Genomic DNA, 22,873 nt, shown 5'->3' with positions numbered 1-22,873 from the left:
GGCCGCGGCCGCTCATGCTTTATAAAAGCGACACAGAAGCGGCCTGACTGCGGGGGGAAAGCAAGAACGCGAGACTTTTTGACCCCAATAAAACGAGGTAGACAGCATGAGCACTATAGATAAAAAACAGGCCGAGGAGTTTATAGAGTCGGTCATCTCCCAGTATGAGGAGAAAACGTATAAGGACAGGAAGACCCACATAGAGGTTGTTGAACCCGGACAGGAAAAGTGCGGCGTTAAGTCCAACAGGAAATCCCGCCCCGGCGTTATCACCATGAGAGGATGTGCATATGCAGGCGCCAAAGGCGTGGTATGGGGTCCCATAAAGGATATTATCAACGTAAGCCACGGCCCGGTGGGCTGCGGCCAGTACTCCTGGTCATCCAGACGTAACTACTATAACGGAACAACAGGTGTGGACAGTTTCGGTACAATGCAGTTTACGTCTGACTTTCAGGAAAAAGACATAGTTTTCGGCGGCGATGCAATGCTGAAAGCTCTTCTTCTTGAGGCTAACAAGCTTTTCCCGCTCAACAGAGGGCTCAGTGTTCTCTCTGAATGTCCCATCGGTCTTATCGGTGACGATATTGAAGCGGTTTCAAAAGAAATCTCCAAGGAGATAGGCAAGCCTGTTATCCCCTGCCGCTGTGAAGGTTTCAGAGGCGTTTCCCAGTCTCTCGGTCACCACATAGCAAACGACACTATCCGTGACTGGATATATGAAAAAGATATGGTCGGCCAGAAATTCGAGAAAGGCCCCTACGATGTAGCCCTCATAGGAGACTACAACATAGGCGGCGATATATGGTCATCAAGGAAAATTATTGAGGACATGGGGCTTAACCTTGTTGCTCAGTCAACAGGCGACAGTACGTTCAGCGAGCTTGCCAACGTTGCTCAGGCGAAAGTGGTTCTTATCCACTGCTACCGCTCAATGAACTATATTTCACGCTACATTGAAGAAAAGTACAATGTGCCGTGGCTTGAGTTCAACTTTTTCGGCCCCACACAGATCATCAAATCCATGCGCAAAATTGCTGCTATGTTTGATGACAAAATCAAAGAGCAGACGGAAAAAGTCATCGCTGAAAAATATCAGCCTTACTTTGAAAAAATTGTTGCCAAATACAGACCCAGACTTGAAGGGAAAAAGACAATGCTTTTCGTTGGCGGTCTGAGACCCAGACACACAATGCCCGCCTTTCAGGATCTCGGTGTTGAGATACTGCTCACAGGGTATGAGTTTGCCCACGGTGACGACTACCAGCGTACCCTTGAATACCTCGACAGCACAACCATCATGGTTGATGACATGTCAGAATTCGAGATGGACAACTTCCTTGAGAAGTACAAACCCGACCTCTTCGGTTCAGGTATTAAAGAAAAATACCAGACACAGAAGTCCGGCATCCCTTTCAGGCAGATGCACTCATGGGACTACTCAGGCCCCTACCACGGTGTGGAAGGTTTCGGAGTATTTGCCAGAGATATGGACATGGCAATTAACGGAGCCGTTTGGAAAAACATCAAAGCTCCGTGGAAAAGCTGATAATCAGAGCCGTACAAGAGAGGTAAATCATGAGCAAAGATATTAAAGTAAAAGATCATATAACCCTTTTCGAGGACGAGCGCTTCGGAGAGATGTTCAAGAGAAAACGCGCTCTCTATGAGAACGCAGCAACTGAGGAAGAGGTTGCAAAAACCCTTGAGTGGACACTCGGTGAGGAATACAAGGAGCTTAACTTCAAAAGGGAGCACCTTGTTGTTAACCCTCTTAAGTCATGCCAGCCTCTGGGCGCGCTTTATGCTGCCATAGGTTTTGACGACACTATGCCTTATGTGCACGGATCACAGGGCTGTGCGGCTTACTTCCGCTCACATTTCTGCCGTCACTTTAAAGAGCCTTTCCCCGCTGTTTCCGACTCCATGACGGAAGACGCTGCGGTTTTCGGCGGACACAACAACATGTACGTGGGGCTTGATAACGTTTACAAGCTCTACAAACCCGGCATGGTAGCCATATGCACTTCATGTATGGCTGAAGTTATCGGGGATGACCTTAACAACTTCGTTAAAAATGCCAAAGATCAGGGCAATGTTCCGGAAGGTTCGATCATTACACATGCGCACACACCTTCCTTCGTTGGTTCACATATCACAGGCTATGACAACATGCTCTCAAGCATGCTTGCTCAGGTCGGCGAGAAAACAGGCGAAGTGAAAGACAGAATCAACGTAATACTCGGCTTTGATACTTATATAGGCAACTTCCGTGAGATAAAAAGGATTCTCGGTCTGTTCGGAGTGGATTTCATCCTCCTGAGCGATCCTTCCTACAACCTTGACTCACCCACTGACGGACATTACAAAATGTTCAACGGCGGAACTAAGATTGCTGACCTGAAAGATGCACCCAATTCAAAGGCAACTCTGATTCTTCAGAAATATGCCACAGCCAAAACGATTGAGTTCATCGAAAAGGAATGGGCTCACCCTGTAAAAGTGGTTAACCCCTTCGGTATCAAAGGTTCAGATGACCTTATGATGGCAATCTCCGAGCTTACAGGCAAAGAGATTCCTGCTGAAATCGAAAACGAAAGAGGCAGATTTGTTGATGCCATAGGCGACTCATACTACTGGGTACACGGCAAAAGCTTCTCTCTGAACGCTGACCCTGACTATGCCTTCGGTCTTACACGCATGGTTATGGAGCTTGGCGGGGAGATCAAGCATGTTCTGCTCACCAACGGCACAAAAGACTGGGAAGCGGACACTAAAGCGCTGCTTGCTTCATATCCTCAGGGCAGCGAAGCAGAAGTTTACTCAAACAAGGATATGTGGCACTTCCGTTCACTGCTTGCCACTGACCCCTGCGATTTCATCATAGGTAACAGCTTCGCAAAATATCTTATGAGAGATACGGGCATTCCGCTTATCAGAATCGGTTTCCCCATGTTTGACAGGCAGTTCCTCCACAGATACCCCACTATAGGGTACATGGGCGGCCTGAACCTCCTCAACTGGATCGTCAACACAATCCTTGACGAAACAGACAGAAAAACGATGTACACCACGAGCTACGATGTAATCAGATAGTGTCACAGTTCCATGGACGGAACTGCGCCGTGCCGGAGCGAAGGCTTGCTTTGCAAGGCGCGAGCGGTTTCAGCCGAACCGCAGGACGCAGGTTCGGCGATGGAAAATGGAAAACGATGTACACCACGAGCTACGACGTAATAAGATAGGAAACAGTTTAATAACAAAAGGTATATACCGCTGCGGGGCGGCGGCAAAAGTCCGCCCCCCGCTTTTAACTAATTAATTATTATTTTTTTAGGTAGGGCTGCAAAATGAAAGTAACAGTTAGAGAAACACCGAAAGGCATTAATATTTACGTTCCCAAGAAGGACATCGAAGCGCACGTGATCAAAATAGAGCAGGCAGGGGCATGGGGCGGAGTGTTTGAACTTGACAACGGCTGGGTTCTGGAATTTCCCGCTTTGGAGGAAGTGCCCAAACTCCCGGCTACATTCGAGGCTAAAGTACTCTCTAAATAGAAGGAATGTGCCATGGCTGCAAAATTTGACCATCTGACCGAAGTTGACAGCTGTTCTGAAAATAAAAAGAAAAGCACCGCAGAGAAAGCAAAAAAATGTGCCAAACCCACACCCGGCGCCACAATGGGCGGGTGCGCCTTTGACGGGGCACAGATCGTTCTCCTTCCCGTGGGGGATGCAGTACACCTCATTCACGGTCCCGCCACATGCGTAAGCCAGAACTGGAACAACAGGGGCAGCAGGAATCTTCACGGTCAGTATTATAAAATGGGCTTCTCCACAGATGTCACCGAGATGGACGTTGTTTTCGGCGGAGAGAAGAAGATTACTGATAAATGCGTGGAGATAGCAGGCAGATACCCGGTAAAAGCGATCTTTGTCTACACCACCTGCGTCACCGCCATGATAGGGGACGATGTACCCACTGCCTGTAAAAAGGCGGCGGAACTCACCGGAATCCCCGTGATACCCGTGGAATCCCCCGGCTTCATCGGCAATAAAAACTTCGGCAACAAGATAGCAGGCGATGCTCTTCTTGAGTACGTAATAGGCACTAAAGAGCCTGAAAAAACCACAGAATACGACATAAACATCATAGGCGACTATAACATAGCCGGTGAACTCTGGCAGATGATGCCTGTTTTCAGGGAGCTGGGGATAAATGTTCTCTCAAGCTTAACAGGCGGTACTTCATTCGATGAAATTGCCTGTGCCCACAGGGCGAAATGCACACTTGTCATATGCAGCAAGGCTCTGCTCACTCTGGCGGAAGGTCTTAAACGCAGATACGGAATACCGTTCGCAGAAGGCTCATTCTACGGACTGGGTGAAATAGAGAAAACTCTGCTCTCCGTTGCGGACATGCTGGGCTCTGATGAACTCAGGGCAAAAATTCACAGCTATGTTGAAAGGAAAAACGCTGAGACTCTGTCTGAGATAGCACCCTATGCCGCTGTCCTCAAAGGAAAAAGAGTTTTCGTTTATACGGGCGGGGTGAAAAGCTGGTCAACAATTTATCAGCTTGAGGAACTCGGCATGGAAGTAATAGGAACCAGCACAAGGAAATCGACTGAGCAGGACATAGAAAAAATCAGGGAACACTTTGAAGGAACACAGAAAATGCTCCTTGAAAAAGGGGACGGCCGCATCCTTCTGAACATTCTTCAGAAGGAGAGGGCGGATCTGCTCCTTGCCGGAGGGAGGAACATGTACACCTCCATCAAAGGCAGATACCCTTTTGTGGACGTGAATCAGGAAAGAATACACGGCTACGCTGGCTACACAGGCATGGTCGAACTGGCAAAACAGCTTGCATACACCCTCACTTCCCCTGTCTGGGAAGTGGCAAGACGCAAGGCTCCGTGGGAGTAGGTCTATGGAAACAACAGCAAAAACCGGACAGACCAACCCTCTGAAAAAAAGTCAGGTGCTGGGCGGAAGTCTGGCTGCCCTCGGAATAAAAGGGGCTATGCCTCTCCACCACGGTTCGCAAGGGTGCACGGCATTTACCAAAACGTTTCTCACTCAGCATTTCAGGGAGATAGTCCCCATGCAGACCACAGCCCTCACCGACATAGCAACGATTATGGGTGAGGACTGGAACCTGCTTGAAGGCATGAAAAACGTAATAGAAAAGCATATGCCCGAACTCCTCGTGCTGCTTTCCACCGGAATCTCCGACACCAGAGGTGACGATTTTGAAAGAAGCATAAAGGATTTCAGGAAGAAATACCCGGAATATGCGGGAACGAAAATTGTTTACTCCACGACACCCGATTTCGTGGACGATGCTCACCTCGGCTACACAAATACGCTGAAAGCAATATTCAGGCAGCTTGCTCCGGCGAAGATGGAAACCGAAAAGGGGCGTGTGAACATTCTTCCCGCATTCGCCATGACCGCCGGGGACATAGACGAGATAAGGGATGTTGCGGAATCATTCGGACTGCGCCCGGTGTTTTTGCCGGATATTTCAGAAAGCATGTCCGGCTGTGCGGATTTCTTCTACAGCACAGCCCCCGGCGGGTGCACTGTTGAGGATATAGAAACTGCCGGAGCAGCGGAACTGAACATAGCGGTCGGCAGGACAATGGGTGAGATAGCGGAACAGCTGAAAGAGCTTACTGATGTTCCTTTTGTAACCTTCGATTCTCTCATAGGGATCACTGAAACAGACAGATTCATAGAGCTGCTTATGAAGCTTTCCGGCAGGGCGGATGTTCCTGCCAGAATCAAAAAGCAGCGCAGAACAGCAATAGATGTAATGCTTGACGGACACTTCAATTTCGGCGGTAAAAAGGCCGCTGTCGCCATTGAGCCGGATCTCCTGCTCGGCGTATCAAAGTTTCTTCATGATGAGTTGGGCATTACTGTGCAAATCGGCATCACCACCTTTTCTTCCCCTTTTCTTAAGGATGTACCGGCGGAACAGGTGATTAAGGGTGATCTGGAAGATGTAGCCCTAAAGGGGGGAGGAGTCTCCCTTGTCATTTCAAACACCAATGCCCATTTAACCTCGGAGATAGTGCACGCTCCATTATTGAGGATGGGTATTCCGGTGAAGGACAGGATAGGGCAGTTTATAAAGGTTTACACCTGCTACAGGGGCGCGGCGTACTTCGCCTCTGAGATCGGGAGCATTCTCCTTGAACGTGATGAGCACGAATCATGGGAGGAGCAGACAGAGAACTACAGGAGGAGTTTATGAAGGTAGCGTTCTGTACAAACAGTATGAAAGAGGTGGACGAACACTTCGGCAGAGCAACTTCCGTCGCTGTTTATGATGTGGACACTGAAGGTTCGGAGTTTGCCGAACTGCGCACATTTATTCCAATTGACGCTGAGGAAAATCACAAGATTGATATTAATACAAAGGTTGAGGCGCTTAACGACTGTTCTATCCTTTATCTCACTGAGATAGGCGGACCCGCTGCTGCGGTAGTGGTGCGCAACAAGATTCACCCCGTAAAGGTGGACGACAAAACATCTATCGATGAGCTTCTGGACAGTCTGGTGAAAAAGCTTAATGATTCTCCTCCGCCATGGCTGAGAAAGGCGATACAGGTCAAGTAGCATGGCAGGCATGTCTCTTTCCCAGAGAACAGGCTGGGAGGTCTCCGGCTTTACTGATACCCTTGTCAAAAAAATGAGGGCGTTTGACACATACGGCTCATGGAAAAAACTTGATGACACGCAGGTTCTGAGCCGCTATGTGAAAAGCCGTGAGGACAGAAAAAAGATAGATACATCAGGCACTGTGGACATCCAGACTGTGTGGCAGATACGCATGTTTTACGAGGCTGTTGCCATGCTCACCGAGCAGAATATCGGAAAACTCTGCTATGCTGCCCTTGATCTGGGTTATGAGGGGTTCGGCAGGGCATTTGTGATATATGAGGACTATATTCTCTGCTGTGATACTCTGCGGAATGCCCACAAGTTTGCCTTTGCCTCCATTGAGGAGCTTGCAGCCGCGGGCGAGACAAAAACGCTCAAAGCCTGTGAAAAAGCGGCAGAGATGGGGATTATCTAAAGAAACTCTCTCGGAAAACGCATGGAGAACACTGCGCCCTTTTCACTGTTGGAGGCGGAGATCGTTCCTTTCATGCGGTTTTCTATGATCATGCGGGACATATAAAGACCGATTCCCGTTCCTTCATCCCCTTTGGTGGTGAAGTAGGATTCAAATATTTTTTTCAGCGCTTCTTCCGGTATGCCGCCGCCGTCGTCCCTTGTTTCGACAATGACTTCCGTGTCGGTTTCAATTACCGCCACTTCTATGTTGCCGATTGATTTTCTCTGAAGCGGGGGCATGGAGAGCCTTTTAGCATCTATCGCATCGCGCGAGTTGCTGAGCAGGTTCACCATAACCTGTTTAAATTCGCTGGCGTAGCCGAAAAGAACTATGCTGTCCGGATCACCGCCTTCGGTGGTGATTTTTACATTTATCTTATGCTTTTCAAGGGATGATTTCATCAGCGCTGTGACATCGTTCAGAGCTTTTCTGACTGAAAACTCACCGAGGGATTTGGACGGTGTGAAGAAGGTGCGGAAGTCCTCAACCGTGTGCGCCATGAAGTTAAGCTGGTTCATTATCTCAATTACATATTCACTGAGTTTTTCCTTGGTAAGCTCATTAAAGTCATAATCGTCCTCAATAAGCTGAACATAGAGACTGGCGGAGTTGAGAGGCTGTTTCCACTGGTGGGCGATGGCGCCTATCATTTCGCCGAGTGCAGCCAGCTTGGACTGCTGAATAAGCATCTGCTCCTGTTCTCGGTGTATCCGCTCTATTCTGTTTTTCTCCGTTATGTCTGCTATTGAGTAAATAAAATGGAGCTTTTCCTCCTCCATTTTCACCGCACCTGCGGTAACAAGAAGATCAAGAGGCTTGCCGCTGTCCGGTTCATGCTTCCACTCTGTTGTGTGGGGTGCTTTTTCCCTGTCTGCTTCGGGGAACAGCTCAAAAAAGTTCTGATTTTTCAGTGTATCTTCGGGAATCGTCAGTATCTGGCTGAACTTTCTGTTAAACCTGACAAAATTTCCTTCCTGATCCACAAGGCATATACCGAAGCTGGCAAACTCGAATATGAAGGAGAGAAGCTGCTCGTTCTGGCGCAGTGCCGTTTCCGTGCGTTTTATCTCGGTTATGTCATGTGCTGTGCCCAGTATGTTTATGTGTCCGGCCGCATCTGTTCTTATGCGGCTCTGCACCCTGAGTATGCGCCTTTCCCCGTCTATGCGGTTTATGTGTATATATTCGTCAAAGCTGCCGCGGGCTATGGATTTTTCCGAAACCATGGTGTGAACCAGAGGCAGGTCTTCCGGAGCGATCATATCGAGGAAATTGCTGCCGGAGAGGATCACTTCCGTTTTATCCAGACCGAATATCCTGTAAAGCTCATCTGAGCAGTTTAGCTTTTTGTCTGCTCCTGTCCATTCCCAGCTTCCGATACGGGCTATCTGCTGCGCCTGTTCAAGCTGCTGACGGCTGCTTTCCAGCATTCTGTTGGCGTTTCTCAGCTCTTCGGTGCGTTCGTTTACTATGATTTCCAGTATGCGGTTGGCATCCCTGAGTATTTTGTGGTAGTTCTCCAGATCGGTTATATCCGTCAGGGACACTATGTACTCGCCTGCTGTCATGGGCAGGATGCGGAAAGTTACCTGAAAAGTGCGGACAGCACCGAAGGGATCACGCATTTTTACCTTGCTGTCCATGCCCATGCGGAAGTTCTGAAAAACCTCCTCAAGCCATCCCTGCTCATCTTCACCAACTATAAGCCCTTGCTCTTTCATGAAATATTCGGACAGATCCTTTTTGCGTTCTTTAAACTCGTCAAGGGTTTTTGCCTGAAAGAAATCTAGAAAGCTTTTGTTGCAGTTAAGGAGAAGTTCGCCGTCGGTGACTATTATAATATTGGATTGGAAATCCAGAATTTTCTGAACATATTCACTTTTCTTTTCAAGTTCGTTGAGGAAGTTTCTTCGCTCGGTGATGTCATCCATAACGCAGACTATGTATTCCGGCTTTCCGCTCTGGTCAAAGATGACAGACCCCGCAACTCTGCTCCAGAAGCTTTTGCCTCCGGGTGTCTTGAGTTTTACATCTTCCGTTACGGAATCCTGCTGACCTGTAAATAGTTTACCGAAGCATTCACGGCACAGGTCGAGGTGCTCAGGGCTGAGGAACATCTCAAAATCCATCCCTTTGATGTCATCTTCCTCAATATTTGCCATTCTGCGGAAAGACTCGTTCGTGGTCAGTATTGACTTGTCAGTGTTGAGAATGACAATTCCGCTTGCGCTCCTGCCGAATACAGCGCGCTGGAAGGATTCGCTTTCTTCAAGCTTCTTCTGGGTTTCAAAGAGCCTTGTCTGGTCGTAAACCATCACAAGAGCGTACTTAAGCTCCTTGTCAAAAGGGGATATGACCACATTCTGTTTCATGTATTCAAAAATAGAGTTGGTGAATTTAGCGGATTTTATTTTGAAAAGCCAGCCGTCCGTGCCCGCATCGTAGTAGGTGTGGGACTTGAGGGCTTTCATTGAACGTATTTTTCTTTTCAGTTGGTTTACGTTAATTTCGGGGAAAAGCTCTGTTATTTTTCTGCCTGTAACCTGTTCTCTGAAAAGGGAAGTGTGCGCTTCCAGCCACTTGTTCCAGAAGAGAACCGTCAGTTCATCGTCCAGAATGCAGGCGCCGTTGTAAATGGAGTCCAGAAAATAAGCCGGGTCAGTCTCAAATTTCATACTGTTCAATATATTTATCCAGTGCTATGAGCAAATGCTCAAAAGAACTCTCCTTCAAAAGAAATATGAGAAGTCCGTTGATTTTTTCCTGCCTGAAATCCAGGACAGTTTCCACCACAATGATTTTGCTGAAATTTTCGAAATTTTTGTATTCGGCTATTTTTTCGCCGCTCTGCTTGTCCACTGCGGGAGGATGAAAGAACACCTCAAGCTCAAGGAGTTCTGCAATTTTACCCACACAGGCGGAGGTCAGGATATTTGAGAGTTCGTGGATAGAGCTTACTATGTCGTCTTCGCTTTCTATTTGCTCACCGCTGTCGTTCATGAAGATGCCGGCAACTTTGCGCGAGGAACCGCTGTCAATGATGAAGATGCTTTCCCCGTCCAGCTTGTTTATAAAAACCTGAACGGAGACGAAGTAATCATTATTTTTGGATGTCTTGCTGTTTACGTAGTTTTCCAGCCCTTCCGTGCCGACCACATGAATCTTCGGAACGTGCAGATTGGCGTGAGCCTCAATGGAATCAGATATTATGGCAGTGGCCATGCCATAAGAAATGTTCATGATTTCGGTGAGCGCATCTTTCCTGTCATCATTCAGAATATTCATCATATAAATCAGCCGTTAAACCAGTTTAGTGATAATCTGCGATATTTTCTCCGCAGTCACAGGCTTGTTGAGTATTTCATCAGCTCCGAGTTCAGAGACCATCTCGGTTGTTTTTTTCTGTATATCTGCTGTGATTATAACAACTTTTGCCGCCGGATTAATAGCTTTTATTTCCTCCAGCGCCTCAATGCCGCTTTTTTCAGGCATGGTAAGATCCATAAATACGAGATCAGGCGTGTAAGAGGTGAACATTTCCACCGCTTCACAGCCGTTTGCTGCCTCGCGATAATCAAACTCTCCTGAAAAAGCCGTGGCCAGGGACTTGAGAACCCCCTTTCTTGCAATTTTGGAATCATCGGCTATCAAGATTTTCATGTGTACCTGCTAAAAATTCTTATTAATTTAAGTGATCATAACCTGAGAAAGCCAAATGTCAAGTTGAAGATCTTGTACAGAGCGGTTTAGCTCCGCCTTATTTGAGGCTCATTTTAATGCTAAGGTTAAGTTGCGGTTCTTCTTCTGCAAATGTATAATGAATAGTAGTTAAATATTATTTAAACGGCTGTTTGTTCCCGGAGTGTTTTAATGTATGAGAGAGAACATTTTTTCTGCATGAACCGCCGCCGGGTTTCCGAATATCTGTATTACGGTTTAAATTATTGTAAAACCAAGGTGGTAATACTATGACTGTCCGCATGAGAGCCATGCTCATTGTTACTATGCTGATGCTCTCTCTTTCCGTTATTTTTCTTCTGGCGGGCAATTATTTTAATGAAAAATATCTTGATTACTCCTTCCGCAGGTTCGACTCGCAGCTTGCACGCTCATTCGAAATCTCCGTGACAGAAACCGAGCGCAGATACTTTAACGCGGCGCACAGCCTCCTCCAGAAGGGAAGGATTCTTGATTCTTTTCTGGCAGGGGACAGAGAGAAGCTTTTTCTGGAGCTTATTCCATATTACAGAGAGATGACTGCAGAGAACCCGTTCTTTCATGTAATGCACTTCATAGACAAAAACGGTGTGACTGTCCTGCGTATGCACAGACCGGATTTTTACGGTGACAGCCTCACGGAGCTTCGTCCTCTTGTCCGTGAGGTGAATGAAAACCGCAGTGCCGCTTCCGGCTTCGAAGCCGGAAGGAACGGTATATTCTACCGGATTATGGTTCCGATATTTTCCGGCGGTGAATATGCCGGAATGCTTGATCTTGGAATTAATGCGGATTTTGTTGTCGAAGCGGTGGCGAAGCATTTTCAGTTCAGAAGTGCACTCTTTTTAAAGAAATCATACGCGGAGATTCTGAACAGCAGAGACGGAATGATTGAGGGCGGAAACTACTACATAGCCGGAACGGATGAGCATTTGTTTCAGGCGCTGGATACAGAGTTTGTGCCTGAGCGGACAATGCTCGTCAAAAAAATTGACGGAACATACTACAGCTTTCATACGGCTTACGAACTGAGGGAGCATTCCGGGGAACCGTTTGCATATCTCGTGGTTGCTCAGGACATAAACGCTGAGGTGAGGGACTACCGCAACGCAAGGTTTTATCTGGCGCTTGTGGTGCTTGCATTCCTTATACTTGCTGCTGCAATTCTGCACTACAGTTTCCGTTCTATGCTCCGGGAAATAGAAGAGGGCAAAAAGAACCTTTCCGCTCAGCAGAGAACCGATGCGCTCACCGGGCTTCCCAACAGGAATGCTCTTTTAAGTGATCTCGGCTCCTCCTCCGGTTCTGTGATGATTCTGATAAATATTGACCGCTTCAAAGAGGTTAACGAGGTTTTCGGCATAGGCGCAGGAGACCATGTCCTGAAGGAATATTCCATGTGCCTGCGAGATTATCTTTCCTCACTGGAATCGGCTTATCCTGAGATTGCGGGCGGATACGTTCTCTACAGGCTGGGCAGGGACGAATTTGTTGTTCTGCTTAAATCAAGGATGGAACTGGCGGAAAAAATAGCTGACTCCATATCCGTTAAGACGGATTCGGAACTGATTGACTATCAGGGGATAGAGATCTCCATTTCAGTGAGCATCGGCATATCCGGAAACAGGGAAAAGCCGCTCCAGTCATCTGACATGGCACTGAAAATATCCAGAGAGCGTAAAAGAGCCTACATGCATTTTGACGAAAGCATGGAACTGAGCCAGCATCAGTCAAACAACTTCTTCTGGCTGAATAAGGTGAAGCTGGCCATAAAAGAGGATCGCATTATACCCTATTTTCAGGGAATAGTGGATAACCGCACAGGGGAAATACGCAAATACGAATGCCTCATAAGGATGCAGGAGGCGGACGGGAGTGTGGTTTCTCCGGGGATGTTTCTGCCTATTATTAAAAAGACCAAACTGTACCCGCAGCTTACCAAAATAATGCTGCGCAAGTCGGTGGAACATTTCAGAGGCGGAAATAACGAATTTTCAATAAATATTTCAACAGAGGATATACTCAATAAGGATATAGTGCTCTATATCCAGAATCTTCTCCGGGAGACGGATGCCGCAGGCAATGTGATATTCGAGATTCTCGAAACGGACAACATAGGCAATTACGAGGAGATCAGGGAGTTTATAAGTGAGGTTAAAAGGCTGGGCTGCAAAGTGGCTATTGACGACTTCGGCACAGGCTACTCCAACTTTACGCACCTGATGAACCTTGATTTTGATTATCTGAAAATTGACGGCAGTCTGATTCAGAACATTCACCGCGATGAGTACACAAACAGGCTGGTGAAAAGCATAACAGGATTCGCAGGCGGTATGAAAATAAAAACCGTGGCGGAATTTGTGAGCAGTCAGGAAATTTTTGATGCCGTAAATGAGCTCGGAATTGACTATTCCCAAGGGTTCTTCATCGCCAAACCAAAGCCGGATACTAAACCGGACGACTTAGCTTGACTCTGACGTTATTAGGATTATGCTTTATTTATAAGTCGTTGTGTATTATAAGGCATAAATAGTCTTAAAATATTTTGTGTGTGAAGGTGTTTTTTGAGCGGTATGAAAAATGTAGTTCTTAAGAAAGGTATTGACCTTCCTTTGGGCGGAGCTCCCGAACAGAAAATTTATGCATCGGGAACTGTAAGCAGATATGCCGTCATCGGAGACGATCATATCGGCCTCAAACCCACTATGAATGTTCAGGAAGGGGATTCGGTGAAGCCGGGTGATCTGCTTTTCACCGATAAAAAAAATGCGGGCGTTAAGTTCGTTTCCCCTTTTGCCGGCAGGGTTCTGGCTGTCAACAGGGGCGAGAAGCGCAGGTTTCTCTCACTTGAGATAGAGATTGAAGGCACAGAAGGCGGCGGCTTCAGGGCTTTTAACACTGCGGAGCTTAAAATCATCGGCAGTGACACTGTCAGGAGTGCCGTAAATGATGCGGGACTCTGGACATCATTCATCAGCCGCCCCTTCGGCAAAACTCCCGCTGCGGATGCATCTGCCGACTATATTTATGTCACTGCTGCGGATACCCGCCCGCTGTGTGCGGATGTAAAAACCGCCATTGAGGGCAGAGAGGAGTTTTTTGCAGCGGGTGTCAGCCTCCTTGAGAAGCTGGCAGGCAAGAAGCTTTATGTCTGTGTCGGTTCGGAGGATTCCGTTCCTGCGGTTCAGGGCGGGAAGATTGAGTACGTGTGCTTTAAAGGGCCGCACCCGGCAGGGCTTGCGGGAACTCATATTCACTTCCTCTCACCTGCTCACGCCGGAAACCGCACATGGGAAATAGGCTGGCAGGACACGGCGGCAATCGGCGAGTTTTTTCTCACAGGGAAGATACCTGTTCAGACAGTAATATCGCTCTGCGGGACAGGCGCTGTTAAGCCGCGGCTTATCAGAACCATACGCGGCGCATGGCTGGGCGATCTCCTTAAAAACGAAATCAACGCGGAGGATGTCCGCGTGATAAGCGGAAGCGCACTCCACGGACGCAAGGCGGTTGCCCCTGCGGACTATCTCCACAGATATATAAATCAGGTTACGCTCATTCCCGAAGGCAGGGACAGGCGGTTCATGGGCTGGGCTGGGCCGGGAACGGACATGCATTCAGTGAAACGCTCGTTTCTCAGCGGCTTCGGCATAGGCAGACCTGTTTTCAATACAAACCTGAACGGCGGCAAACGTCCCATTGTTCCCGTGGGGAGCTACGAGGACGTGATGCCTCTGGATATTCTGCCCACTTATCTCCTTCGGGCTGTTTCAGTGGGGGATTTCGAAACGGCGGAGAAGCTCGGCTGTCTTGAGCTTCTGGAGGAGGATTTATCCCTGTGCACTTACGCCTGCCCCGGCAAGCAGGACTATGCGCCCATGCTCCGGCAGGTGCTTGATACTTTGGAGAAGGAAGGCTGATGAAAGGGCTGCTTAATTTTCTGGAAAAATATGAGCATCACTTCAAGAAGGGCGGAAAGCTGGAAAAGTGGTATCCGGTATTTGAAATGACCGACACTTTCCTGTACACATCCCCCGAAGTGACAAAGGGATATACGCACATAAGGGACGGGCTTGATCTCAAAAGGATAATGACCACCGTGGTTCTGGCGCTTATTCCGTGTATTCTTATGGCATTTTACAATACAGGGCTTCAGGCCAACTATGCAGCGGAGGCGGGCACACTTACGGAAGGGTGGCGGCTTGGTGTAATGGCCGCAGCAGGCGGGGCGGACAGTTCGTCTGTCGGTTCATGCTTCCTTCACGGCGCACTCTACTTTCTGCCTGTCTATATTGTAACCCTTGCTGTGGGCGGTTTCTGGGAACTGCTTTTTGCGGTGGTGAGAAAACATGAGATAGGGGAGGCATTCCTTGTTACATCCCTTCTTTTCCCGCTGATTCTTCCTCCGACTATTCCTCTCTGGCAGGCCGGGGTGGCCATTTCCATCGGTCTTGTCATGGGCAAGGAGGTCTTCGGCGGAACAGGGCGCAACTTTGTCAACCCTGCGCTTATGTCCAGGGCGGTTCTCTTCTTCTCATACCCTGCGGCTATGACGGGGGATAGAATATGGATTCCCGCGGATGCTATGACATATGCAACCCCTCTGGGTTCTATGGCTCTGGGTAATGATTCAGGCTTAACTTGGATGAACGCTTTTCTCGGCTTCATGCCCGGCTCGATGGGTGAAACATCCGCTCTGGCGTGTCTGTTCGGGGCGGCTGTGCTGATCGCCACAGGCATAGGCTCATGGCGGATAATGCTTTCAAGTGTTGCGGGACTCGTTTCCTTTGTGCTGTTTTTTAACCTGATAGGGAGCGAAACAAACCCCATGATGAACCTCTCCCCTGAGTGGCATCTTGTTCTGGGCGGATATGCGTTCGCCACTGTTTTCATGGCCACAGACCCTGTTTCCGCCTCCATGACGAGAACGGGCATGTACATCTACGGATTTTTAATCGGCGCTATGACGGCGCTCATCAGGGTTGTTAACCCTGCGTTCCCGGAAGGAGCAATGCTTGCGGTGCTGTTCGGAAACGTTTTTGCGCCTGTCATTGACCAGTATGTTATAAAAGCGAATATAAGAAGGAGGGGGCGCAGATATGCCGGATGTTAATTCCCGAAAATTTACATTTATAGTCTCTCTCGTCCTTTCCGTTGTCTGCTCGGTTCTGGTTTCCGCGGCGGCTGTTTCCCTTAAGCCGATTCAGGACAAAAACCGTGAGCTTGACAGGCAGAAGAATGTTCTCGCTGCGGCGGGGCTTCTCGGCGAAAGCACGGACATAGAAGACACATTTAAAAATATCTCTGTTCTGGCAGTGAATGTGCGGGACGGAAGCTTTGAAAAACAGCCGGGATTTGATGCGGCCTTCTTCAAGGACTTCAAAAACCTCAGCACATCAGGCGCCACATCCGTCCGCCTCGCAAAAGATCAGGACATAGCAGGCATAGCCAGTATAGCTAAGGAGCAGCCTGTTTATATAGTAATGAAGGATGGAAAGCCGGATAAAATAATTCTCCATGTTTACGGCAGCGGACTCTGGTCAACTATGTTCGGCTTTCTCGCACTGGAAGGGGACGGTAAAACTGTTGCAGGGCTCACGTTCTATGACCAGAAGGAAACCCCCGGTCTGGGCGGTGAGGTTGACAACCCCAACTGGAAAGCCCAGTGGCCGGGAAAACAGGTTTACGGTGATGACGGTTCCCTTAAACTCGGTGTGGGCAACGGAAAAGTTGATCCTGCCTCTCCGGATTCTGCGCATCTGGTTGACTCCATATCCGGTGCGTCCCTCACAAGCAGAGGAGTCAACGGGCTTGTCCGCTTCTGGCTGGGTGAAAACGGCTACGGCAGATTTCTTTCCAGAATAAACGAGGAGGGGTTCAATGGCTGACAGCACAATGAAAATATTTACGGACCCCATTTTCAGGAATAACCCCATCGCTGTGCAGGTTCTGGGGATATGCTCCTCACTGGCTGTTACGTCAAACCTGAAAACAACTCTTGTCATGGCGCTTGCAGTTACTGTGGTTCTGGGGCTTTCCAACCTGTCTCTCAGTGTGATAAGGAACTACATCCCTTCAAGCATAAGGATAATAGTGGAAATGACAATAATCGCCTCTCTGGTTATCATAGCCGATCAGTTTATAAAGGCTTATTTCTTTGAGATCAGCAAACAGCTTTCGGTTTTCGTGGGGCTTATAATAACAAACTGCATCCTCATGGGCAGAGCTGAGGCGTACGCCATAAAGAACCCTCCGTTCCAGAGCCTTCTTGACGGTCTCGGCAACGGTGCGGGCTACGGCCTTGTGCTTATAGCCGTGGGTACTGTCCGTGAACTCATCGGTGCGGGCAAGCTTCTGGGCTTTCAGGTGCTCCCCCTCGCCACGGAGGGAGGCTGGTACACGCCGAACGGGCTTTTCCTTCTGGCTCCCAGCGCCTTTTTCCTCATAGGGCTCATTATATGGGGTGTTCAGCTTATAATATCCAGGGAGGTTAAAGCATGATTGAAATCTACTTAAGCCTTCTGGTTAAATCAATATTTGTGGAAAACATGGCGCTTGCCTTCTTTCTGGGCATGTGTACGTTCCTTGCGGTTTCAAAGCAGGTGGAGACGGCAACGGGGCTCGGCATTGCAGTTATTGCTGTGCAGACCATTACTGTTCCGGTAAACAACCTTATTTATCAGTATATACTCAAGGACGGCGCACTGGCATGGGCAGGGCTTGATAATGTGGATCTCACGTTTATAGGCCTTGTGACTTACATAGGCGTAATAGCCGCCATAGTGCAGGTGCTTGAGATGGGGCTGGACAGGTTCGTTCCTAAGCTTTACAACGCTCTGGGCATTTTCCTGCCGCTTATAACGGTTAACTGCGCCATCCTCGGCGGTACGCTGTTCATGGTTCAGCGCGATTACACCTTCGGGGAGAGCGTGGTTTACGGTTTCGGCTCAGGAGCGGGCTGGGCGCTTGCCATAATAGCAATGGCCGGAATCAGGGAGAAGATGAAGTATGCCGATGTCCCCAAAGGGCTGGATAATCTGGGCATTGTATTCGTAATAGCGGGGATCATGGCGATTTCGTTCATGCTCTTCTCCGGCATACAGCTTTAAGGGGGGAAACGTGATAGAGATAGTTTTAGGCGTTGCCCTTTTTACAGCAATTATTCTTTTTCTGGCGGGGTTTATCCTCACTGCAAAGCAGTGGCTTGTGCCCGCAGGGAATGTTCGCATTGTCATTAACGGCAGCGAGGACAAGGCGCTGAGTGTGCAGAGGGGCGGAAAGCTCCTGAGCGTTCTGGCGGATGAAAAAATATTTGTTTCCTCTGCCTGCGGCGGCGGCGGTTCATGCGGACAGTGCAAGGTTGTGGTTCAGCAGGGCGGAGGAGAGATCCTCCCCACGGAAAAAAGCCACATCAACAGGAAAATGGAGAGGGAAGGCTACAGGCTCTCCTGCCAGCTTACCGTTAAAGACGATCTGAAAATAGAGGTTCCGGCGGAGGTTTTCAGCGCGCGCCAGTGGGAATGCGAGCTTGTATCAAACAGAAATGTGGCTACCTTTATAAAGGAGATAGTTCTGAAACTTCCCGAAGGGGAGGACGTGAACTTCCGCGCGGGCGGCTATATTCAGGTTATGGTTCCCCCCCATCAGACAGACTTTACGCAGATAGATGTGGGCGAGAAATATCACGGTACATGGGAAAAATTCGGCATGTACCGATATAAGTCCGTGGTGGATGAGCCTGTGGTGCGTGCCTACTCCATGGCTAATTACCCGGAGGAGAAAGGGGTTATCAAGCTCAATGTGCGCATAGCAACTCCGCCTCCGAAAAGTGTGGATATTCCGCCCGGAAAAGGCTCAACATATCTTCATACGAGGAAGCTGGGGGATAAGGTTACAATAACCGGACCCTTCGGCGAGTTTCACGCCACTGATAACGATACCGAGATGATATTCCTCGGCGGCGGGGCGGGCATGGCTCCCTTACGCTCAATAATATTCGATGAGCTTAAAAGAAAGGGAACAAAACGCAAAATATCATACTGGTACGGGGCAAGGAGTGTTGCCGAGCTCTTCTATGATGAAGACTTCAAGCAGCTTGAGCAGGAGTTTGAGAATTTCAGCTGGCATGTGGTGATGAGTGAACCCCTGCCGGAGGATAACTGGACTGGCTACAAGGGCTTTGTGCACTGCATAGCCTATGATGCCTATCTCAGAAACCATCCTGCGCCGGAGGACTGCGAGTATTACCTCTGCGGGCCCCCTGTTATGATAGACGCAGTGCTTGACCTTCTGGATAAGCTTGGTGTTGAACCGGAGAATATATACTTTGATGACTTCGGCGGGTAGATTGTAATGAAAGTATTTGCGGCCGCCCTTGCGGCGGCCTTAATAGCCTTTGCGGTATTTTTTCTCTCGGTGCTGAGCGCGAAGAGAAAAAATGCCTCGTGCGGATGCGGAAAGGGCGCTGACTGCTGCGCCTCTTCCGGCGGGCACACCGATAACAGTGAATGTGAAAACAGCCACGGCTGCGGAGGGCGCTGATCAGTTTTTGTTCAGCTTCTCCACACACAGTTCAAGAAGCTCGAACAGTCTTTTCTTGAGGATCGGCTTAATCAGTGAGAAGTCGGCTCCGTTGGCCACTTCCGCCTGATCCTCAAAGGCTGTGATTATGATGATCGGTGTTACGATGTCTGTCTTTCTGATCGCAGAAATCATCTGGATTCCATTCATAACAGGCATATCAAGGTCTGTTACTATGATGTCCGGTTTCATTTCGCCGTGGATTTTCAGCCCTTCTTCCCCGTTTACGGCAAGCCGGAACTCCTTAATGTGTTTGGCTAGTATCTTTTCGATGGATTTCTGCATAAGCAGCTCATCCTCCACAAAAAGAAGCCTGATGTCCTTCAGATTTTTCATAACTGACTCCCCTCAATGAATTTTTCCAGCACGATAGTGAACTCAGCTCCGTCTGTGATATTGCGAGCGCTGATTTTTCCCTTCATTTTCCCTTCAATAATTGTTCTGCACATATACAGGCCTATACCCGAACCTGTGCCCTTTGTTGTGAAGTAGGGCTCAAAAAGCCTGTGCATAGCCTCGTCCGGTATTCCTCCTCCGTTGTCTGAGAATGTGATTTTTACCTGTCTTTCGTTTGATTCTATCCTGATGTTTATTGTGCCTGCTTCCGAATTTTTCAGTGTTTTCCGGTTTCTTCTTTCGGCAATGGCATCTTTGGAGTTTGCTATGAGGTTCAGGATCACCTGTTTAAACTCATTCGGATAGCCTGATACTTCCGAACCGTATTTCTCTGTGCCTGCATTGTCTATGTACACTGCTATATAGTTTACTTTAAGCTGAGGCAGCATAAGGTTGACTATGTCCCCCACTGCGGCTGAAATGTCAAAGAACTGCATGCTTCTGGCGGGTTTGAAAAAGTTTCTGAAATCATCAATAGTGGCCGCCATGAAGCCGACCTGCTTCAGTATGCCGTTCACATGCTCATTCACCGCCTCAAGGGTGAGCTCCTTATAGTCATAGTCATCCTTAAAACACTGAGCAATAAGGGCAATGGCGTTCAGGGGCTGTTTCCACTGATGTGCTATAGCTCCGATCATTTCGCCCATGGCTGCCATTTTGGACTGCTGGACAAGCATCCTTTCCTGCTCTCTCTGCTTCTGCTGCAGTTTGTTTTTATCGGTTATGTCAAGATGGGTGGAGATAAGATAGCGCTTGCCGTCATACATTGTCACCCACTTGGTTGTCATCAGCATGTCCATAACGGTTTCATCAACACGCTTTATCTTCCATTCTGAGGCTATGCGCCGGACCTGTCCGTCACGGTATTTTATGAACAGTCTGCGCATGTCCTCCCGCAGGCTTTCGTGGAGAACTGTTTCAAAGCCGGAGTTTATAACATTATGTTCTTTCAGCCTGTACATCTCGCAGAAGCGGCTGTTTACGCGCACATACCGGCCTTTGTCATCCACCATCGCTATTCCGATGCTGGCCATGTTGAATATAACGGACAGTATCTCCTCATTGGCGGCCAGCTTGCGGTAGCTCTCAAAAAGTTCCCTGCTGCGGCGGTTTATCTTCTCTTCCAGGGATATGTTGGTGTCTTCCAGAAGCTTTTTCTGGTTTTCAAGCTCAGTGATGTCGGTGAATGAAACTATGTAGTAATACTTTTCGCCGGGAAAGGGCTGAATATCCACCATAAAAAAGCGGATGGATGATGTCTTCGGGTCTTTTATGGCAACTTTTGTATCACCGGAGGAAGCCTTGTTCCGCAGAACCTTTTTCAGCCAGTGCCCCCGCCTGTTTTCAGTGAGATAACCGTCCTGAGGTACAAACATGTCGCATATGCAGCCGTTATGCTCTCTGAAATCCGCCAGAGAGTCATAGCCGAAGAAGCTGAGCATATTTTTATTGCAGTTGCGCATCTCTGTGCCGTTGGTTACAACAACCATGCTGTTTACAAAGTCCAGCATGTTCTGGAGCTGCTCCCTGCTGGTGAAGAGCTCTTCCCTGAGATTTTTCTCCGTGGTTATGTCCCTGATGACAAACATTAAATATGTTTTTTCATTTTTCTGCCCTGCGATCAGGGATATGGCTGTATTCCCCCAGAAAAAGCCGTTCTTATTCATGTAAAGGTTTTCTGTCCTCAGTCCTTCCGGATATTCCCCTTTGGTGAGCTTTTTCAGTTCATCATTCTGAATTATCCTGCGGCCGAATGCGAGGGAGTTAATATTCTGTCTGGAAAGCTGTTCTGAGTTCATTCCGAACATGCGGACTGCTGCGGGATTAAAGAAGGAGATTTCGCTTTTAAGGCTGGTTATGATAACTGCGTCGGCGCTCTGTTCAAATACTGCTCTGAACAGGGAACAGCCCCCGTCCTCCGGCAGATGGCTTCCTGATGGGTTTTCAGTTTTTTTCTGTTCGTCAGGGTTGAACAAGCTCATAGTATTCACAGCCTTATCATTTGCTCAAAACGCAATGTTTAATAAATTACCATAATCTATCACTTAGTAAAAGGGTAATAATAACCTTTATCTGTTTTTGTGATGCCTTATGAAAAAGAATGCCGTAACCGCAGAAACAGTGAGAACTGTCAGTGTTTTCACTGCGCTTTCGCCCACTGAACGTGCGTACAGCGCCTGATAGTTATATGTTCCGTGCAGCGCCGCAGCCACAAAGATATAGCCCGCTGTGCAGTGAAGGAACCTGCATCCGCCGAATTTTGCCGCGTTCATTCCGGCTGCCCAGATTAATGCAAGGACGATGTGCAGAGGTGTGGAAATACCAAGGCGCATAAGCAGCATCTGGGTGTTCAGCCCGTTCAGGTAGTATATGTTTTCAATCACGGCAAAGCCCAGTCCTGCTGAGGCTGCGTATATGAATCCCTGGAGCGGTCTGCGGTAGTTATCAGAATCCTTGATGATAAGAAAGGTTATAATGCATTTGAGAAATTCCTCGTTTATCCCGACGAAGGCGGAGTAGGCCGCTGTGGCGGATTTCGGCAGGTTGACGGCGTTCATCTCTATACCTGCGGTGTCAAGAAAGAGGGTATTCAGCCATGCTGCCGGATGGTATGCAGCGGAACCTGCGGCAAAAGCCACCAGAAGGGACATGTAAAGGGTTCTTCTCTCAAACCTGCCGAAGGCGTTTATCAGGAGCGCCCAGAAAAAAGAGCCTGCCGCAAGAATTAACATCAGCTCCAAACATCACCTGCCAATGCGTAATCAGTAAAATTAGACCATAGCAGATGCATGCGCAATATCAAAGTTCCGGATGCATGAAAATAACTTCTGACTGCATTTTTTGCTTATGAACTGTAATTCATAATTAAATCTGAGGTGCTGAAATACCTGCGGGTAAGGTAATGAGATCTGCTCCCGTTAACATATGATTCAAGGTGTCTGATTTTAAAAAGAAGTTATTTGTTTTGTATGCAAAGTAAACTGATTAACAAATAAATTCATAGTTAATAGCAAATTATAACAATAAAACGCGTTTTGTTCTACGAACA

The 22,873-nt window shown here is 48.2% G+C and carries 21 protein-coding genes; 15 read left to right on the top strand and 6 right to left on the bottom strand.

The genetic code is table 11. The annotated features are described in order from the left end of the window. The first annotated feature begins 106 nt into the window (after positions 1 to 106). The 7 genes from nifD to OSQ85_RS02865 all read left to right on the top strand — a co-directional run bounded on the left by nifD (position 107) and on the right by OSQ85_RS02865 (position 7,089). Positions 107 to 1,549, top strand: a complete 1,443-nt coding sequence (nifD, locus tag OSQ85_RS02895) for a nitrogenase molybdenum-iron protein alpha chain (protein ID WP_265821168.1) — start codon at positions 107 to 109, stop codon at positions 1,547 to 1,549. Between the two features lie 29 nt (positions 1,550 to 1,578). Further along, the gene (nifK, locus tag OSQ85_RS02890) at positions 1,579 to 3,096 is read left to right on the top strand and encodes a nitrogenase molybdenum-iron protein subunit beta (protein ID WP_265821167.1); all 1,518 of its coding nucleotides are present in this window, start codon (positions 1,579 to 1,581) and stop codon (positions 3,094 to 3,096) included. A gap of 254 nt (positions 3,097 to 3,350) precedes the next feature. After that, positions 3,351 to 3,557, top strand: a complete 207-nt coding sequence (gene nifT / locus OSQ85_RS02885; RefSeq protein ID WP_265821166.1) for a putative nitrogen fixation protein NifT — start codon at positions 3,351 to 3,353, stop codon at positions 3,555 to 3,557. Between the two features lie 12 nt (positions 3,558 to 3,569). Continuing rightward, positions 3,570 to 4,928: a nitrogenase iron-molybdenum cofactor biosynthesis protein NifE gene (nifE, locus tag OSQ85_RS02880; protein WP_265821165.1), complete on the top strand. Its 1,359-nt coding sequence runs from the start codon at positions 3,570 to 3,572 to the stop codon at positions 4,926 to 4,928. Positions 4,929 to 4,932: 4 nt separating this feature from the next. Then, complete coding sequence (gene nifN / locus OSQ85_RS02875) at positions 4,933 to 6,264, top strand: nitrogenase iron-molybdenum cofactor biosynthesis protein NifN (RefSeq protein WP_265821164.1); 1,332 nt, start codon at positions 4,933 to 4,935, stop codon at positions 6,262 to 6,264. Continuing rightward, the gene (nifX, locus tag OSQ85_RS02870) at positions 6,261 to 6,629 is read left to right on the top strand and encodes a nitrogen fixation protein NifX (RefSeq protein ID WP_265821163.1); all 369 of its coding nucleotides are present in this window, start codon (positions 6,261 to 6,263) and stop codon (positions 6,627 to 6,629) included. Before nifN ends, nifX begins: the two co-directional genes overlap by 4 nt. A gap of 10 nt (positions 6,630 to 6,639) precedes the next feature. After that, complete coding sequence (locus tag OSQ85_RS02865) at positions 6,640 to 7,089, top strand: DUF269 domain-containing protein (protein ID WP_265821162.1); 450 nt, start codon at positions 6,640 to 6,642, stop codon at positions 7,087 to 7,089. On the opposite strand, the gene OSQ85_RS02860 is transcribed toward OSQ85_RS02865, so the two are convergent. Genes OSQ85_RS02860 through OSQ85_RS02850 form a run of 3 tightly spaced genes read right to left on the bottom strand, consistent with a single transcriptional unit; the run spans position 7,086 to position 10,791 of the window. Beyond that, positions 7,086 to 9,806 (bottom strand): PAS domain S-box protein, encoded by a 2,721-nt coding sequence (locus OSQ85_RS02860; protein ID WP_265821398.1) that lies wholly within the window; start codon positions 9,804 to 9,806, stop codon positions 7,086 to 7,088. The genes OSQ85_RS02865 and OSQ85_RS02860 overlap by 4 nt on opposite strands. Next, entirely contained in the window at positions 9,796 to 10,419 is a 624-nt protein-coding gene (locus tag OSQ85_RS02855; protein WP_265821161.1) for a hypothetical protein, read from the bottom strand. The genes OSQ85_RS02860 and OSQ85_RS02855 overlap by 11 nt, the downstream gene beginning before the upstream one ends. Positions 10,420 to 10,431: 12 nt before the next feature. Further along, positions 10,432 to 10,791 carry a response regulator gene (locus OSQ85_RS02850; RefSeq protein WP_265821160.1) on the bottom strand — a complete coding sequence of 120 codons (360 nt, stop codon included), beginning with the start codon at positions 10,789 to 10,791 and terminating at the stop codon, positions 10,432 to 10,434. A gap of 308 nt (positions 10,792 to 11,099) precedes the next feature. Between OSQ85_RS02850 and OSQ85_RS02845 the strand changes: the two genes are divergently transcribed. From OSQ85_RS02845 to OSQ85_RS02810, 8 genes are all read left to right on the top strand, one after another. Then, complete coding sequence (locus OSQ85_RS02845) at positions 11,100 to 13,319, top strand: EAL domain-containing protein (RefSeq protein WP_265821159.1); 2,220 nt, start codon at positions 11,100 to 11,102, stop codon at positions 13,317 to 13,319. Between the two features lie 102 nt (positions 13,320 to 13,421). Further along, positions 13,422 to 14,768 (top strand): Na(+)-translocating NADH-quinone reductase subunit A, encoded by a 1,347-nt coding sequence (locus tag OSQ85_RS02840; protein WP_265821158.1) that lies wholly within the window; start codon positions 13,422 to 13,424, stop codon positions 14,766 to 14,768. Further along, positions 14,768 to 15,961 carry an NADH:ubiquinone reductase (Na(+)-transporting) subunit B gene (locus OSQ85_RS02835; RefSeq protein ID WP_265821157.1) on the top strand — a complete coding sequence of 398 codons (1,194 nt, stop codon included), beginning with the start codon at positions 14,768 to 14,770 and terminating at the stop codon, positions 15,959 to 15,961. Before OSQ85_RS02840 ends, OSQ85_RS02835 begins: the two co-directional genes overlap by 1 nt. Continuing rightward, positions 15,948 to 16,736, top strand: coding sequence for a Na(+)-translocating NADH-quinone reductase subunit C (locus tag OSQ85_RS02830; RefSeq protein WP_265821156.1), 789 nt, complete (start codon positions 15,948 to 15,950; stop codon positions 16,734 to 16,736). Before OSQ85_RS02835 ends, OSQ85_RS02830 begins: the two co-directional genes overlap by 14 nt. Beyond that, complete coding sequence (locus OSQ85_RS02825; protein WP_265821155.1) at positions 16,729 to 17,349, top strand: NADH:ubiquinone reductase (Na(+)-transporting) subunit D; 621 nt, start codon at positions 16,729 to 16,731, stop codon at positions 17,347 to 17,349. Before OSQ85_RS02830 ends, OSQ85_RS02825 begins: the two co-directional genes overlap by 8 nt. After that, complete coding sequence (nqrE, locus tag OSQ85_RS02820) at positions 17,346 to 17,957, top strand: NADH:ubiquinone reductase (Na(+)-transporting) subunit E (protein ID WP_265821154.1); 612 nt, start codon at positions 17,346 to 17,348, stop codon at positions 17,955 to 17,957. The genes OSQ85_RS02825 and nqrE overlap by 4 nt, the downstream gene beginning before the upstream one ends. A gap of 13 nt (positions 17,958 to 17,970) precedes the next feature. Beyond that, positions 17,971 to 19,194, top strand: a complete 1,224-nt coding sequence (gene nqrF, locus OSQ85_RS02815; protein WP_407649303.1) for an NADH:ubiquinone reductase (Na(+)-transporting) subunit F — start codon at positions 17,971 to 17,973, stop codon at positions 19,192 to 19,194. Between the two features lie 6 nt (positions 19,195 to 19,200). Beyond that, positions 19,201 to 19,389 (top strand): hypothetical protein, encoded by a 189-nt coding sequence (locus OSQ85_RS02810; protein ID WP_265821152.1) that lies wholly within the window; start codon positions 19,201 to 19,203, stop codon positions 19,387 to 19,389. Here OSQ85_RS02810 and OSQ85_RS02805 read toward each other — a convergent pair whose 3' ends face one another. From OSQ85_RS02805 to OSQ85_RS02795, 3 genes are all read right to left on the bottom strand, one after another. Further along, positions 19,390 to 19,764, bottom strand: a complete 375-nt coding sequence (locus OSQ85_RS02805; RefSeq protein WP_265821151.1) for a response regulator transcription factor — start codon at positions 19,762 to 19,764, stop codon at positions 19,390 to 19,392. It lies immediately after the preceding gene. Beyond that, the gene (locus tag OSQ85_RS02800; protein WP_265821150.1) at positions 19,761 to 21,806 is read right to left on the bottom strand and encodes a PAS domain S-box protein; all 2,046 of its coding nucleotides are present in this window, start codon (positions 21,804 to 21,806) and stop codon (positions 19,761 to 19,763) included. The genes OSQ85_RS02805 and OSQ85_RS02800 overlap by 4 nt, the downstream gene beginning before the upstream one ends. A gap of 87 nt (positions 21,807 to 21,893) precedes the next feature. Further along, complete coding sequence (locus OSQ85_RS02795) at positions 21,894 to 22,556, bottom strand: PrsW family glutamic-type intramembrane protease (protein WP_265821397.1); 663 nt, start codon at positions 22,554 to 22,556, stop codon at positions 21,894 to 21,896. Between the last annotated feature and the right edge of the window lie 317 nt (positions 22,557 to 22,873).

Origin of the sequence: Geovibrio ferrireducens (assembly GCF_026226615.1) — a bacterium.
GTDB classification, from domain to species: Bacteria; Chrysiogenota; Deferribacteres; order Deferribacterales; family Geovibrionaceae; genus Geovibrio; species Geovibrio ferrireducens.
This window is presented reverse-complemented; position numbering and strand designations above follow the sequence as displayed.